We start from the raw sequence: 12,828 nt of genomic DNA, 5'->3' as shown, positions 1-12,828 counted from the left end.
GGGCGCGGATGTGCAGGGCGCCGGGCGCGGACGTGCGAGTGGGGCCCGAGCGTGCGAGCTCGAACCCCACCATTCGATCCGATGGTAACCACGGGAGCGCATATACCCCCAATCGGGCGTATCGCTATTCGATGCCGGCCATGGTGGCGACGAGGACCGCCTTGATGGTGTGCATCCGGTTCTCGGCCTCGTCGAAGACGACGGAGTGCTCGGACTCGAAGACCTCGTCGGAGACCTCCAGCTCGGTCAGACCGTGCCGGGCGTGGATGTCCCGGCCCACGGCCGTGCCGAGGTCGTGGAAGGCCGGCAGGCAGTGCAGGAACTTCACACCCGCGATGCCCGTCGCGCGCAGGACGTCCATGGTCACGGAGTACGGCGCGAGGTCGGCGATCCGCTCGTCCCAGACCTCCTTGGGCTCGCCCATGGAGACCCAGACGTCGGTGGCGACGAAGTCCGCGCCCCGGACGCCTCCGGCCACGTCCTCGGTGAGGGTGATCGTCGCTCCGCTCTTCTCCGCGAGCGCGCGGGCCGCGGCGACGATCCCCGCGCCCGGCCAGTACGCCTCGGGTGCCACGATCCGCACGTCCATGCCGAGGAGGGCGCCGGTGACGAGGTAGGAGTTGCCCATGTTGAAGCGGGCGTCGCCGAGGTAGGCGAAGGTGACCGCGTCCAGGGGCTTGTCCGTGTGCTCGGTCATGGTGAGGACGTCGGCGAGCATCTGGGTGGGGTGCCAGTCGTCCGTCAGACCGTTGAAGACGGGCACGCCCGCGTGGGTGGCGAAGTCCTCGACCTTCGAGTGGCTGTCGCCGCGGTACTCGATGGCGTCGAACATCCGGCCGAGGACGCGGGCCGTGTCCTTGACCGACTCCTTGTGGCCGATCTGCGAGCCGGCGGGGTCGAGGTAGGTGGTGGAGGCGCCCTGGTCGGCCGCAGCGACCTCGAAGGCACAGCGCGTCCGGGTCGACGTCTTCTCGAAGATCAGCGCGATGTTCCTGCCCCGGAGCCGCTGGACCTCGGCGCCCGCCTTCTTGGCCGCCTTCAGCTCGGCGGCCAGGTCGATCAGACCGCGGAACTCGTCGGCGGTGAAGTCCAGCTCCTTGAGGAAGTGGCGGCCGATGAGATCGGTGGCCATGGGACGCTCCTGGATACGGTCGGGGACGGCGAACATGTCAGCGACTGGAAGTCTATACGTATATCAGTATGGCTATACAGTGACGCCGCACACTCACCGCCCCGCCCTCTGCCCGTGCCTCCTCCTCCCTCACACGGCGTCGCGCTCCACCGGACAGCTCATGCAGCGCGGGCCGCCCCTCCCCCGCCCCAGCTCGCTGCCCGGGATCTCGATCACCTCGATGCCCTGCTTGCGCAGATGGGTGTTGGTGGTCGCGTTCCGCTCGTACGCCACGACCACCCCCGGCTCGACGGCGAGGACGTTGCAGCCGTCGTCCCACTGCTCCCGCTCCGCCGCGTGGACGTCCTGCGTGGCGGTGAGGACGCGGATGTCCTGGAGGCCGAGCGCGGCGGCGATCGCGCTGTGCATGTGCTCGGGCGGATGGTCGGTGACCCGCAGCGACTGGCCCTCGTCGCCCGGTTCGATCGTGTACGAGCGGAGCATGCCGAGCCCCGCGTACTGGGTGAAGGTGTCGTGGTCGACCATCGTCATCACCGTGTCGAGGTGCATGAACGCGCGCCGCTTCGGCATGTCGAGGGCGATGATCGTCCGGGCCGAACCGGCCGCGAACATCCCCCGGGCCAGCATCTCGACCGCCTGCGGGGTGGTCCGCTCGCTCATCCCGATCAGGACGGCCCCGTTGCCGATGACGAGGACGTCCCCGCCCTCGATGGTGGACGGGTAGTCGGCCTGGCCCTCGGACCAGAGGTGGAAGTCGCCCGCCTCGGAGCCGGTGAAGAGCGGATGGTGCTTGTAGATCGCCTCGAAGTGGACCGTCTCGCGCTGCCGGGCGGGCCAGCGCATCGCGTTGATGGAGACGCCGTCGTAGATCCAGGCCGAGGTGTCCCGGGTGAAGATGTGGTTCGGCAGCGGCCTGAGCACGAAGTCGTCCAGGTCCATGACGTGGAACCGGACCGAGGTGGGCTCTCGGTGGGCCGCCAGGAACTCACGCTTCGTCATGCCGCCGACCAGCGCCTCGGCGAGCGCGGTGGCGTCCAGGGAGTCGAAGGCGGCGCGGAGGTGGTCGGCGGCGAGGGGGCCGTACTCCTTCTCGTCGAAGACGCGGTCGAGGACGAGCTTGCGGGCGGCGGGCAGTTCGAGGGACTCGGCGAGCAGGTCCCCGAAGAGATGGACCTCGACGTCCCGGTCGCGCAGCACGTCGGCGAACCCGTCGTGCTCCTGGCGGGCGCGGCGCACCCAGAGCACGTCGTCGAAGAGGAGAGCGTCCTTGTTGGAGGGTGTCAGCCGCTTCAGCTCCAGATCGGGCCGGTGCAGTATGACGCGGCGGAGCCGCCCGGTCTCGGAATCGACATGGAATCCCATGCGCCCATCCTGACGGAGCCGGGCGGCTCGCGCCTGGTTCTCCCCTCACGTCACGTCAGGTCACGTCACGGAGTACGCGACGATGACGGCGAGGAGGGTGACGATCACGGCGACCAGGGTCAGGGCGACGAGCCGGGCGTCACTGCCGGAGGCCTCGCGCGGGGGCGCCGGAGCGGGGCGTAGGGGAGCGGGGGGCGGGGGTACGGGAGCGGCGGGCGGCGGGCGGCGGGCGGCGGGCGGCGGGCGGCGGCGGGTAGTACTACGGACGACGTCCTGTTCCCGCAGCAGCCGGAGCGCCTTGGCGACCGCCTCCCGGGTGGCTCCTATGGCCGCCGCCAGGTCGTGCTGCGGCAGCGGGAGTTCGAGTACGGTGCCGGCGTCGGCGCGCCGACCCGCCCTCTCGGCCAGTTCGACGAGGCGGGCGGCGAGTCGCTGGAGCACCGCCTCGGAGGCGAGGGAGCGGCGCTCGACGTCGGAGCTGCGCAGCCGGGCGGAGAGCTGGCGCATGTTCAGCGCGGTGGCGTGCGGGTGGGTGGCGAGGAAGTGGCGGAAGCGGTCGCCGGAGACCGCCACGGCCTCTACGCGGCCCAGCGCCGTGACGGTGGCGCTGCGGAAGAGCGCCAGGGGTGACGAAGAGGCCCGTCAACGAGCATGAGGGGCGCAGGGGAGCGTATAAATCAGCCCCCTGCGCCCCCGTGGTGCCACGGTCAGAGGCGCGGATCCACCGGCTCGGACTCCAGTGCGAGCACGGCGAACACGGCTTCGTGCACCCGCCAGAGCGGCTCGCCCTCGGCCAGCCGGTCCAGCGCTTCCAGGCCGAGCGCGTACTCACGCAGAGCGAGCGAACGCTTGTGCCCGAGGAAGCGGTTCCGCAGGCGCTCCAGGTTCTCCGGACGGGTGTACTCGGGGCCGTAGATGATCCGCAGGTACTCACGGCCACGGACCTTCACGCCCGGCTGGACGAGCCGGCCGGCCGCACCGCGTACGAGCGCGGAGAGCGGCTTGACCACCATGCCCTCGCCGCCCGCCTCCGTCATCTCCAGCCACCAGTCGACACCGGCCCGTACCGACGCCTCGTCGCCCGTGTCCACCACGAGCCGTCGCGTGCGCTGCAGCAGACCGGTCGGGTCGGCGTCGGTCATCCGGTCGAGCCACCCGAGCTGCTCGTCATGCGGCACGGCCGCGAGCGAGCGCCCCCGCGCGGCGAGGATCTGGAACGGTGCGAAGCGCACGCCCTCGAGACCCTGCGTCGGCCAGCAGTAACGGCGGTACGCCTCGGTGAACGCCTCGGCGTCCGCGGCCCGTTCGCGCTGCTCGGCGAGGAGGGCGCCCACCCCGCTCACACCCCGCGCGACCGCCTGCTCCAGTGCGCCGAGCGCGCCGGGGAAGACGGCGCGGGAGGCCGCGCCGACCGCCGCGTACTGCGAGCGCAGCAGCCCGGCCGACTTCAGCGACCACGGCATCAGTTCGCCGTCGAGCAGCAGCCAGTCCCCCGCGCCGGAGGCACTGTTCGCGGCGGCGAGTTCGTCCCAGAGCCCGGCGGCGGTGATCGCCGTACGGAGCCGCTCCAGGACCTGCTCGGTGACCTCGGGGTCGTCGAAGAAGGGCCGTCCGGTGCGGGTGTGCAGGGCGCCGGTCACTCCCGTGACCCCGAACCGCTCGCGCGCCGTGTCCTCGTCCCGGCAGACCAGGGCTACGGCCCGCGAGCCCATGTGCTTCTCCTCGCACACGACCCGCTCGACACCGTCCGCCCGGTACTGGGCGAAGGCCTCCGCCGGGTGCTCCAGGTAGCCGTCCTCCTTCGAGGTCGCGGTCGGCGCCATGGTCGGCGGCAGGTAGGCGAGCAGTCGCGGGTCGACCGCGAAACGGCTCATGACCTCCAGGGCCGCCGCCGCGTTCTCCTCACGCACGGAGACGTTGCCCATCTGCCGGGTCTCCACGATCCGGCGACCGTGCACGTCGGCCAGGTCGAGCGGGCGTCCCTCGTGGCCGCCGGGCGCCTCGGTGACGAGCGGCCGGGACGGCTCGTACCAGACCTTCTCCGCCGGTACGTCGACGAGTTCGCGCTCCGGCCAGCGCAGCGCGGTCATCTTCCCGCCGAAGACGGCACCGGTGTCCAGGCAGATCGTGTTGTTGACCCACGAGGTGTTCGGGACGGGCGTGTGACCGTAGACGACGGTGGCCCGGCCGCGGTACTCCTCCGCCCACGGGTAGCGCACCGGAAGGCCGAACTCGTCGGTCTCCCCGGTCGTGTCCCCGTACAGGGCGTGCGAGCGCACCCGGCCGGAGGTCCGGCCGTGGTACTTCTCTGGCAGACCGGCGTGACACACGACGAGCCTGCCCTCGTCGAGGACGTAGTGGCTGACGAGCCCGTCGATGAACGCGCCGACCTCGGCCCGGAACTCCTCGCTCTCCCGGCCCAGCTGCTCGATGGTCTCGGCGAGGCCGTGGGTCTCCTGGACCTTGCGGCCCTTGAGCCAGCGGCCGAGCTTGTTCTCGTGGTTTCCGGGCACGCAGAGCGCGTCGCCGGCCGCGACCATCCCCATCACGCGGCGCAGGACGCCGGGGCTGTCGGGACCGCGGTCGACGAGGTCGCCGACGAAGACGGCCGTACGTCCCTCGGGGTGATGCCCGTCGACATAGCCGAGCCTGCCGAGCAGGGTCTCCAGCTCGGAGTGGCAGCCGTGGATGTCACCGATGATGTCGAACGGGCCGGTGAGGTGACGCAGATCGTTGAACCGCCTCTCCAGGACGACCTCGGCCGCCTCCACCTCCTCGACGCTGCGCAGGACGTGCACCTTGCGGAAGCCCTCGCGCTCCAGTCCGCGCAGCGAGCGGCGCAGCTCACGGCGGTGGCGCTGGACGACGTGGCGCGGCATGTCCGAACGGTCGGGACGCGCAGCGTTCCGTGCCTGGCAGACCTCCTCGGGAAGGTCGAGGACGATCGCGATCGGCAGGACGTCGTACTGCCGGGCCAGCTGCACCAGCTGGCGCCGGGCCTCCTGCTGCACGTTGGTGGCGTCGACGACGGTCAGCCGGCCCGCCTCCAGGCGCTTGCCCGCGATGTAGTGCAGGACGTCGAAGGCGTCCCTGCTGGCGCTCTGGTCGTTCTCGTCGTCGGCGACCAGACCGCGGCAGAAGTCGGAGGAGATGACCTCGGTGGGCTTGAAGTGGCGGCGCGCGAAGGTGGACTTGCCGGAGCCGCTCGCACCGATCAGGACCACGAGGGACAGGTCGGTGACGGGCAGCCGGCGGCCGCCGGCCGTGGCGGTCCCGGTGGCGGTGGTCTCGGTGGTCATGCCTGCTCCTCCTTCGGGGTCGGGGTCTGCTGGGTGAAGACGGCCATCTGCGTGGGCGGGCCGACCTCGGGGTCGTCCGGGCCGACCGGGGTGAACCCGACGCCGTACCCGTACTGTTCGCCGACGCGTGCGGCCCACGCGCGGAACTCCTCGCGGGTCCACTCGAAGCGGTGGTCGCCGTGCCGGACGTGCCCGGCCGGGAGGGACTCCCAGCGGACGTTGTACTCGACGTTCGGTGTGGTCACGAGGACCGTCCGGGGGCGCGCCGAACCGAACACCGCGTATTCGAGCGCGGGCAGCCTCGGCAGGTCGAGGTGCTCGATGACCTCGCTCAGGACCGCCGCGTCGTAGCCGGTCAGGCGCTTGTCGGTGTACGCGAGCGAGCCCTGGATCAGCTTCACCCGGCCGGCCTGGCGCTCCCCGAGCCGCTCCAGGCGCAGCCGCCGCCCGGCGATGGTCAGGGCCCGTACGGAGACGTCGACGCCCACGATGTCGGTGAAGCGCACGTCCTTGAGCAGCGCCTGCACCAACTGGCCCTGTCCGCAGCCGAGATCGAGCACACGGCTCGCGTCGGCGGCGCGCAGGGCGGCGAGGATCGCCTCGCGGCGCTGCTCGGCGAGCGGCACCGGCTTCTCCGGGGTGTCCGTCGCCTCGCCGGTCGTCCGGTCCGCCGTCCGGCCGGTCGTCCCGTCCGTCGACTCGTCCGCCGTCTCGTCCGCGTCGACCGCGTTGTCGAGGTCTTCGGCCTCCAGCCCGTCGGACTCGGCGAGCCGGGCCAGTTCCAGGCGTTCCATGGCGTCGCGGGTCAGGCCCCAGCGGCGCGAGAGGTAGCGGCTGGTGATCAGCTTCTGCTCGGGGTGCTCGGCGAGCCAGCCGTCACCGGCGCGCAGCAGCTTGTCGACCTCGTCGGGCGCGACCCAGTAGTGCTTGGCGTCGTCGAGGACGGGCAGCAGCACGTACAGCTGGTTGAGCGCGTCGGCGAGCCGCAGCTCCCCTTCGAGGACGAGCCGTACGTAACGCGAGTCGCCCCACTCCGGGAACGTGGTGTCCAGGGCCACCGGCTCGGCGTCGACCGTGTCCCAGCCCAGCGGCCCGAACAGCTTGCCGACCAGCTCGGCACCGCCGCGCGCCGGGAGCGCCGGGACCTCGATACGCAGCGGCAGGGGCGCGGCGGCACGCTCGGGCATCGCCTTGCAGGCACCGCGCAGGGCGCTCTTGAAGACGGTGGCGAGCGCGACGGCGAGCAGCGAGGACGCGGCGTACGGCCGGTCGTTCACATACTGCGCGAGCGCCGAGTCGGGGGCGCCGCCCCTGCCTTTGCCCTTGCCGCGGCGCACCAGCGCGATGGGGTCCACTTCGAGGAGGAGCGCGGCCGTGCACCGCTCGGCGGTCGCCTCGGGGTAGAGGACGTGCGCCGTGCCGTGCGAGGTCGAGAACGTCTGCGCGTTGTCGGGATGCTTGTGCAGCAGAAAGCCCAGATCGGTCGCGGGACGTTCGGGGGTGCCGGTGGTACTGATCGTCAGGAACACACGTCCGAGTATGGTCGGGGATCCCTACTGCGACCAGGCATTTTCGGGTGCATCGGCGCCGCGCACCGCGGTGCTCCCGTTCGGTCGGCCCGCGGTGGCCCCCCTTCGCTCGGCGGGTCGTCACCCCGGCGGGCGCCGCGGCGCCGCGGGCATGGCGGCGGCCAGCGCGGCGATCCGGTCCGGTCCCACGCGGCAGCACCCGCCGATCAGCCGCGCGCCGGCGGCGGGCCAGTCCCGCATGCGCTCCGGGTCGAAGGATCCGCCGCCGCTCCAGGACCGGGCGCCCGCGTCCCACTCCTCCCCGCTGTTGGGGTAGACGACGACCGGCTTTCCAGTGGCCTCGGTCGCGATCCGCACGGCCCGCGCGGCATCGTCCGGCGCACAGCAGTTGACCCCTACCGCGATCACCTGGTCGTTCCCCGCCACGAGCCCGAACGCCTCCGTGAGACCCTGCCCGGCGCGCGTCCGCTCCCCTTCGATCGTGTACGAGAGCCAGACCGGCACCCCGCACCCCTCGGCCGCCCACAGGAGCGCCTCGGCCTCGACGGCGTCCGGCACCGTCTCCAGCGCCAGCACGTCCGGTCCCCCCGCCGCGAGCGCCTCGATCCGGGGCCGGTGGAACCGCTCCAGCTCGCGCACACCCAGCCCGTACCGTCCCCGGTACTCGCTCCCGTCCGCGAGCATCGCCCCGTACGGTCCCACCGAACCAGCCACCCAGACCGGCTGCGCGGCGCCTTCCGCCGCCGCCCGGGCCAGTTCCACGCTCCGCGCGAGCAGCCGCGCGGCCTCGGCCCGTCCGACACCGCGCCGGGCGAAGCCCTCGAAGGTGGCCTGGTAGCTGCCGGTGATCAGTACCCGGGCGCCCGCCCGTACGTACGCCGTGTGCGCCGCGCCGATCTGCTCGGGTCCGTCGACGAGCAGCCGCGCCGACCACAGCTCGTCACGGAGATCGCACCCCTGCGCCTCCAACTGGTGGGCGAGTCCGCCGTCGAGGACGAGCACCTCGTCGGCCAGCGCCTCGGCGAGCGTACAGACGGGCCTCATCGCGCGCCTCCGCTCAGCCGAGCTGGGACTGGACCTGGGCGGAGATCAGCTCCAGGTGGTCCAGGTCGTCCAGGTCGAGCACCTGGAGATAGATCCTGGACGCCCCGATCGCTCCGTACCGGCCGATCTTGTCCACGACCTCGGCGGGCGAGCCGGCCAGGCCGTTCGCCTTCAGCTCCTCGACCTCGCGCCCGATGGCCGCCGCCCGGCGGGCCACCTCGGCGTCGTCCTTGCCGACGCAGACCACCAGGGCGTTGGAGTACACCAGCGCGTCGGCGCCGCGGCCCGCGGCCTCCGCGGCGGCCCGGACGCGTCCGAACTGCCGCTCGCTGTCCTCCAGGGAGGCGAAGGGGATGTTGAACTCGTCGGCGTACCGCGCGGCCAGGCGCGGCGTGCGGCTCGCACCGTGTCCGCCGATGAGCACCGGGACCCTGTCCTGGGCCGGCTTCGGCAGCGCCGGCGAGTCGGTGAGCTGGTAGTACTCGCCGTCGTAGGAGAACGTCTTGCCGAGCTCCGTGCCCCACAGCCCGGTGACGATCGCCAGCTGCTCCTCGAGCCGGCCGAACCTCTCCTTGGGGAACGGGATCCCGTACGCCCGGTGCTCCTCCTCGAACCAGCCCGCGCCCAGGCCCAGTTCGACCCGGCCACCGGACATCTGGTCGACCTGGGCGACCTGGATGGCGAGGACGCCCGGGAGGCGGAAGGTGCCGGCGGTCATCAGTGTGCCGAGACGGATCCGCCGGGTCTCCCGGGCCAGGCCGGCCAGGGTGATCCAGGCGTCGGTCGGCCCGGGCAGCCCGTCGGCGGAGCCCATGCTGACGTAGTGGTCGGACCGGAAGAAGGCGTCGAAGCCGAGGTCCTCGGTGGCCTTGGCGACCGTGAGCAGGGTGTCGTAGTCGGCCCCTTGCTGGGGCTCGGTGAAGATTCGAAGATCCATGCCTCCATCCTGCACCTCGGGGCGGCCGTCAACCTCTCCGTCAGCCCCGCGGACGCCGCGGCTCGGTCGGGTGAATATCCGGACCTCCGGCGGTGCGCGGTCCGCTGGGCCAGTGACCGGGGCCCGGCACCGTCGTTGGCTCGGGCGGAGCCGGACCGCCCGGCCCGCGTGCCGGCGGCCGCTGCCGGTGCGTCGTTCTCACGTGTGGCCCTCCCTCGCGGGACGGGCCTGGGCCGAGGAGGCCGCCATGTCCCAGGAAGCCGCGCCCGAAAGGGCGCTGCCCGAGCAGCCGGTACAGCAGTCGCAGTCCGTGCCCGAGCAGAAGGGCTCCGGCGCCCCCAAGGGCCTGCTGCAGCAGATGGAGGAACTGATGGCGGCGCTCAACGCCGACCTGTCGCAGCTCGACGCCGAACTTCAGTCCTCGGCGGACCGCCAGGAGCCCCGCACCGGGGACGCCCCCGGCGCGGGCTGACAGCACCCCGGCCGCCCTCCAGCCGTCTCCCCCATGCCCGCTCCCGCGGTCGCCGTTCATCGCGGCGCCGCCGGGCCCGCCCGGCCCCGGGCGGCATCGGGCGGCCGGTCCCGCTCCCGGATCGCGAGTCGTCGCAGCATCCCGCGCACCCGGTCGTTCGACTCGTCGGCGGCGTCGATCGCCTCGATGCACTGCCAGTACAACCCCTCCTCGTCGGTCGCGCAGGCCACGCCGACCAGGGCGATGCCCACCTCTCCCAGGAGCGCGCCGAGCGCGGTCAACGCCACGCGCTCGTTCGTCACTTCGGTCAGCAGGGCGGCTCTCGGCCCGCCCGTCCGCAGCACCGGGTGCTCTGCCACCCCGCGCCCGCCGCCGATCTCACTGAGCCCCCGCGCCTCGCTCCGCACCTCCTGCGGCCCGCAGAGCGCGAGATGACTCCCTATCGCCTGTGCGAGGGCCTGGGCCTGCCAGGCCTCCGCCACGATGTCCAGTGCCGTCCGGCTCTCCGCCAGCGCGTGCCGGCCCGCCGCGATCAGTCGCTCCGCTTCCATGGACGCCGCCCCCGTTCGTACGACTTACTGCCCACTGAATCCATTACCCAGAGTGAAGGCGCCTGAGCCCAAACGCCAGAGGAATTCGGAAATCTGTGGACAGGAAGCTCGATGGGGAGAAGTCGATCACTCCGAAGAGTGACGATCACCGTTTTCAGTGGCGTTTACGTCTCCTCCGGCGGTCGTACCGCCGGGAAACGGAGCTCGTTCCTGTCGATCTTCGCCGACAGCGCGGCCAGCGGGTCGACGTCCAGCGCCGCGCAGAACTGCAGCAGATAGGCCAGTACGTCCGCGACCTCGTCCTCCACCCGGTGCGCCTTGTCCGGGTCGTCCATCACCCGCCCCGCCTGCTCCGGCGTCAACCACTGGAAGATCTCCAGGAGTTCGGCGGCCTCGACGCTGAGCGCCGCCGCCAGGTTCTTGGGCGTGTGGTACGGCTGCCAGGCCCGCGCCGCCGCGAACTCGGTCAACCTGCGCTGCAGTCCCGCTACATCCAGTTCACTCACGCCCCAGGTGTACCACCGACACCCCAGGTGTCTCACGTGCGTAGTCCGCCGCCGCCTCTCCGACCGTGCCGACGAGCCGGATGTGCCCGTCGGCACAGATGCCGGCGGCGAGGTCGAGGAGCGCGCGGAGCTGGAGCCCGTCCAGACATCCGTCCAGGCCGTCGGCGAGGACGGTCAGCGTCCGCATGGCGGAGGGCACTTCGGCGAGCTGGTCCATGGCCAGCACGCCGGGTCCGGTGAGCAGGACGAGGGCGAGGGCGAGGTAGCGCAGCTCGCCGTCGCCGAGCCGGCCCAGCGGGGTCACGACCGGCACGCCGCCGCGCGGCGCCGGAACCACGACGCCGCCCGGCGCGACGCCCGGCACCCCGCCCAGTACGCCTCCCGCCGGCCCTCCCGCCGACCCTCCCACCGACCCGCCGGCCGGCCCACCCGCCGACCCGCCCGCCGCGCCCCTCGGACCGCGCTCGAGGAACGCCCGTACCGTCGCGTCCGGCAGTTCCTCCACACGCAGTCCCGTGACGACACCCGCGCAGCCGGCGCCCGCGACCGCCGCGAGCCGGGCATGGCGCCGCGCGCACTCGGTCGCGGTGCGGTGCAGCACCTCCGCCAGGTTGTCGCAGCCGCGCCGCAGCCGCCCCTCGCCCTTCGGCACGGGAGCCCGCATCCGCGACGGCCGGGGGTCGCACGGGAAGACCGAGCGCAGGGCGACGACCACCTGCTCGGCGGCGGCCAGGACCTCCAGCTGCCCCTTCGTCTTCCCGGCCACGCGCAGGGGCAACAGGGCGGTGCCGAGCCGGCCGTCGGGGAACGGCGCGCGGGTGACGGGGGTGGTGCCCGCGGTGTGCCATTCGGCCTGGACGGTGCTGCGCCCGGGGTCGCGGAGGGCGGTGGTGAGCAGCGTGCGGCCGCGGCAGGTGAGTCGTTCGCCGACGATACGGAGGGAGGGTTCGACCTGGACGGCGAGGTCGAGGCGGACCGGCCCGGCAGGGCCGTCGACGGTGCAGCCGATCCGGAATCCCCGCCTCCCCTGGGCGTCGGGCCGAGCTCGCTCGGGCACGCAGGCGACGGCGTCGGGGAAGGCGGCGGCCAGGTCCTCACCCGCGCCGAGCCGGGCCAGCGCCTCGTACGCCCGCAAGGCGGTGGACTTTCCGGTGCCGCTGGCCCCGGTGAAGAGGGTCACGGGACCGAGCGGGTGGACGGCGGCGCGGTGCGCGGCGAAGGCGGAGAGCCGGAGTTCGGTGACGGCGGGCCGTGGGGTCCGGACGGTCCGGACAGCACCGGCTGACGGGCCGGTCGACGAGCCGGCCGCCGGACCCGCTGACGGGCCGGCCGCCGCTGTGCCACCGCCTAAGGGGGCCCGGACCGGGCTCCGAGCCTGCGTGCTCCGTGCCTGGGTCGTACAGGCGAGGGACCCGGCGGCGCGGGGGGAGGGGACGGAATCAGGCATTCGGTCGGGCGTCGGGCCGCCGGTGGAGTCCATGATCGGACCGTACGCAGAACCGCGGATGACGAACCGTTACGCCCTGACCATCTTCCTACGATCGGGGGACGGCGACTCCCGCCACGTCCTCGTCCGCCTCCGCGTCGGACGCGCCCTCGACCTCCGTGCCGGCGGGCGCGAGAAGGAAGACGTTGCGGTCGACCCGGTGCATGACGCTGCCGAGCCCGAACACGACGCCGCTGCTGAAGTCCAGGATGCGCTTGGCGACGTCGGTGTCGGCGCTCGTCAGGTCGAGGAGCACCGGAATCTGCGCGATGAGGTAGTCGGCGACCTCGCGCGCGTCCGCGAAGACCTGCACGCGCAGGACGATCATGCGGCGCTGCTCGGCCGCCTCGTACGGGTCGGGCACCGCGCGGTGGTCGACCCTGGACGGCCATTCGTCACGCCCGCGCAGGGGCAGGACCTGCGCCAGGCCCTCCCACTGTTCGTCGGTGACGTCGTACCTCTCGTACCTACTCATGCACCCATCCTCCCGTTACTCACCCGTTCGGCCCA

At 72.6% G+C, this 12,828-nt stretch carries 11 protein-coding genes and 1 pseudogene; 1 reads left to right on the top strand and 11 read right to left on the bottom strand.

Annotation, left to right across the window (positions count from 1 at the left end):
- Positions 1–124: 124 nt before the first annotated feature.
- From argF to ACF1G2_RS32105, 7 genes and pseudogenes are all read right to left on the bottom strand, one after another.
- Positions 125–1,132: an ornithine carbamoyltransferase gene (gene argF / locus ACF1G2_RS32135; RefSeq protein ID WP_391801680.1), complete on the bottom strand. Its 1,008-nt coding sequence runs from the start codon at positions 1,130–1,132 to the stop codon at positions 125–127.
- 129 nt (positions 1,133–1,261) lie between these two features.
- Complete coding sequence (locus ACF1G2_RS32130) at positions 1,262–2,494, bottom strand: arginine deiminase (RefSeq protein ID WP_391801679.1); 1,233 nt, start codon at positions 2,492–2,494, stop codon at positions 1,262–1,264.
- 246 nt (positions 2,495–2,740) lie between these two features.
- Positions 2,741–3,106: pseudogene (locus ACF1G2_RS32125) on the bottom strand (Crp/Fnr family transcriptional regulator); the annotation flags it as partial.
- A gap of 95 nt (positions 3,107–3,201) precedes the next feature.
- Entirely contained in the window at positions 3,202–5,793 is a 2,592-nt protein-coding gene (locus ACF1G2_RS32120) for a polynucleotide kinase-phosphatase (protein ID WP_391801678.1), read from the bottom strand.
- Positions 5,790–7,322 carry a 3' terminal RNA ribose 2'-O-methyltransferase Hen1 gene (locus tag ACF1G2_RS32115; RefSeq protein WP_391801677.1) on the bottom strand — a complete coding sequence of 511 codons (1,533 nt, stop codon included), beginning with the start codon at positions 7,320–7,322 and terminating at the stop codon, positions 5,790–5,792. Before ACF1G2_RS32115 ends, ACF1G2_RS32120 begins: the two co-directional genes overlap by 4 nt.
- 120 nt (positions 7,323–7,442) lie before the next feature.
- Positions 7,443–8,366: a homocysteine S-methyltransferase gene (gene mmuM / locus ACF1G2_RS32110; protein WP_391801676.1), complete on the bottom strand. Its 924-nt coding sequence runs from the start codon at positions 8,364–8,366 to the stop codon at positions 7,443–7,445.
- Between the two features lie 13 nt (positions 8,367–8,379).
- Positions 8,380–9,303 carry an LLM class F420-dependent oxidoreductase gene (locus ACF1G2_RS32105; RefSeq protein WP_391801675.1) on the bottom strand — a complete coding sequence of 308 codons (924 nt, stop codon included), beginning with the start codon at positions 9,301–9,303 and terminating at the stop codon, positions 8,380–8,382.
- 247 nt (positions 9,304–9,550) lie between these two features.
- Here ACF1G2_RS32105 and ACF1G2_RS32100 point away from each other — a divergent pair, with 247 nt between their 5' ends.
- The gene (locus ACF1G2_RS32100) at positions 9,551–9,775 is read left to right on the top strand and encodes a hypothetical protein (RefSeq protein WP_391801674.1); all 225 of its coding nucleotides are present in this window, start codon (positions 9,551–9,553) and stop codon (positions 9,773–9,775) included.
- A gap of 56 nt (positions 9,776–9,831) precedes the next feature.
- Here ACF1G2_RS32100 and ACF1G2_RS32095 read toward each other — a convergent pair whose 3' ends face one another.
- The 4 genes from ACF1G2_RS32095 to sepF form a co-directional block, all read right to left on the bottom strand.
- On the bottom strand, positions 9,832–10,326 hold the full coding sequence (locus ACF1G2_RS32095; protein ID WP_391801673.1) for a DUF6099 family protein: 495 nt from the start codon (positions 10,324–10,326) through the stop codon (positions 9,832–9,834).
- 164 nt (positions 10,327–10,490) lie between these two features.
- Positions 10,491–10,832 (bottom strand): nucleotide pyrophosphohydrolase, encoded by a 342-nt coding sequence (locus tag ACF1G2_RS32090; RefSeq protein WP_391801672.1) that lies wholly within the window; start codon positions 10,830–10,832, stop codon positions 10,491–10,493.
- Positions 10,825–12,312, bottom strand: coding sequence for an ATP-binding protein (locus ACF1G2_RS32085; RefSeq protein WP_391801671.1), 1,488 nt, complete (start codon positions 12,310–12,312; stop codon positions 10,825–10,827). The genes ACF1G2_RS32090 and ACF1G2_RS32085 overlap by 8 nt, the downstream gene beginning before the upstream one ends.
- 55 nt (positions 12,313–12,367) lie before the next feature.
- Positions 12,368–12,793 carry a cell division protein SepF gene (gene sepF / locus ACF1G2_RS32080; protein ID WP_391801670.1) on the bottom strand — a complete coding sequence of 142 codons (426 nt, stop codon included), beginning with the start codon at positions 12,791–12,793 and terminating at the stop codon, positions 12,368–12,370.
- Between the last annotated feature and the right edge of the window lie 35 nt (positions 12,794–12,828).

This window comes from Streptomyces sp. NPDC013457 (assembly GCF_043089925.1).
GTDB lineage: Bacteria > Actinomycetota > Actinomycetes > Streptomycetales > Streptomycetaceae > Streptomyces.
This window is presented reverse-complemented; position numbering and strand designations above follow the sequence as displayed.

Coding starts and splice junctions, on each gene's coding strand:
- argF (WP_391801680.1), bottom strand. CDS start 1,132: ATGGCCACCGATCTCATCGGCCGCCACTTCCTCAAGGAGCTGGACTTC.
- ACF1G2_RS32130 (WP_391801679.1), bottom strand. CDS start 2,494: ATGGGATTCCATGTCGATTCCGAGACCGGGCGGCTCCGCCGCGTCATA.
- ACF1G2_RS32120 (WP_391801678.1), bottom strand. CDS start 5,793: ATGACCACCGAGACCACCGCCACCGGGACCGCCACGGCCGGCGGCCGC.
- mmuM (WP_391801676.1), bottom strand. CDS start 8,366: ATGAGGCCCGTCTGTACGCTCGCCGAGGCGCTGGCCGACGAGGTGCTC.
- ACF1G2_RS32105 (WP_391801675.1), bottom strand. CDS start 9,303: ATGGATCTTCGAATCTTCACCGAGCCCCAGCAAGGGGCCGACTACGAC.
- ACF1G2_RS32100 (WP_391801674.1), top strand. CDS start 9,551: ATGTCCCAGGAAGCCGCGCCCGAAAGGGCGCTGCCCGAGCAGCCGGTA.
- ACF1G2_RS32095 (WP_391801673.1), bottom strand. CDS start 10,326: ATGGAAGCGGAGCGACTGATCGCGGCGGGCCGGCACGCGCTGGCGGAG.
- ACF1G2_RS32085 (WP_391801671.1), bottom strand. CDS start 12,312: ATGGACTCCACCGGCGGCCCGACGCCCGACCGAATGCCTGATTCCGTC.
- sepF (WP_391801670.1), bottom strand. CDS start 12,793: ATGAGTAGGTACGAGAGGTACGACGTCACCGACGAACAGTGGGAGGGC.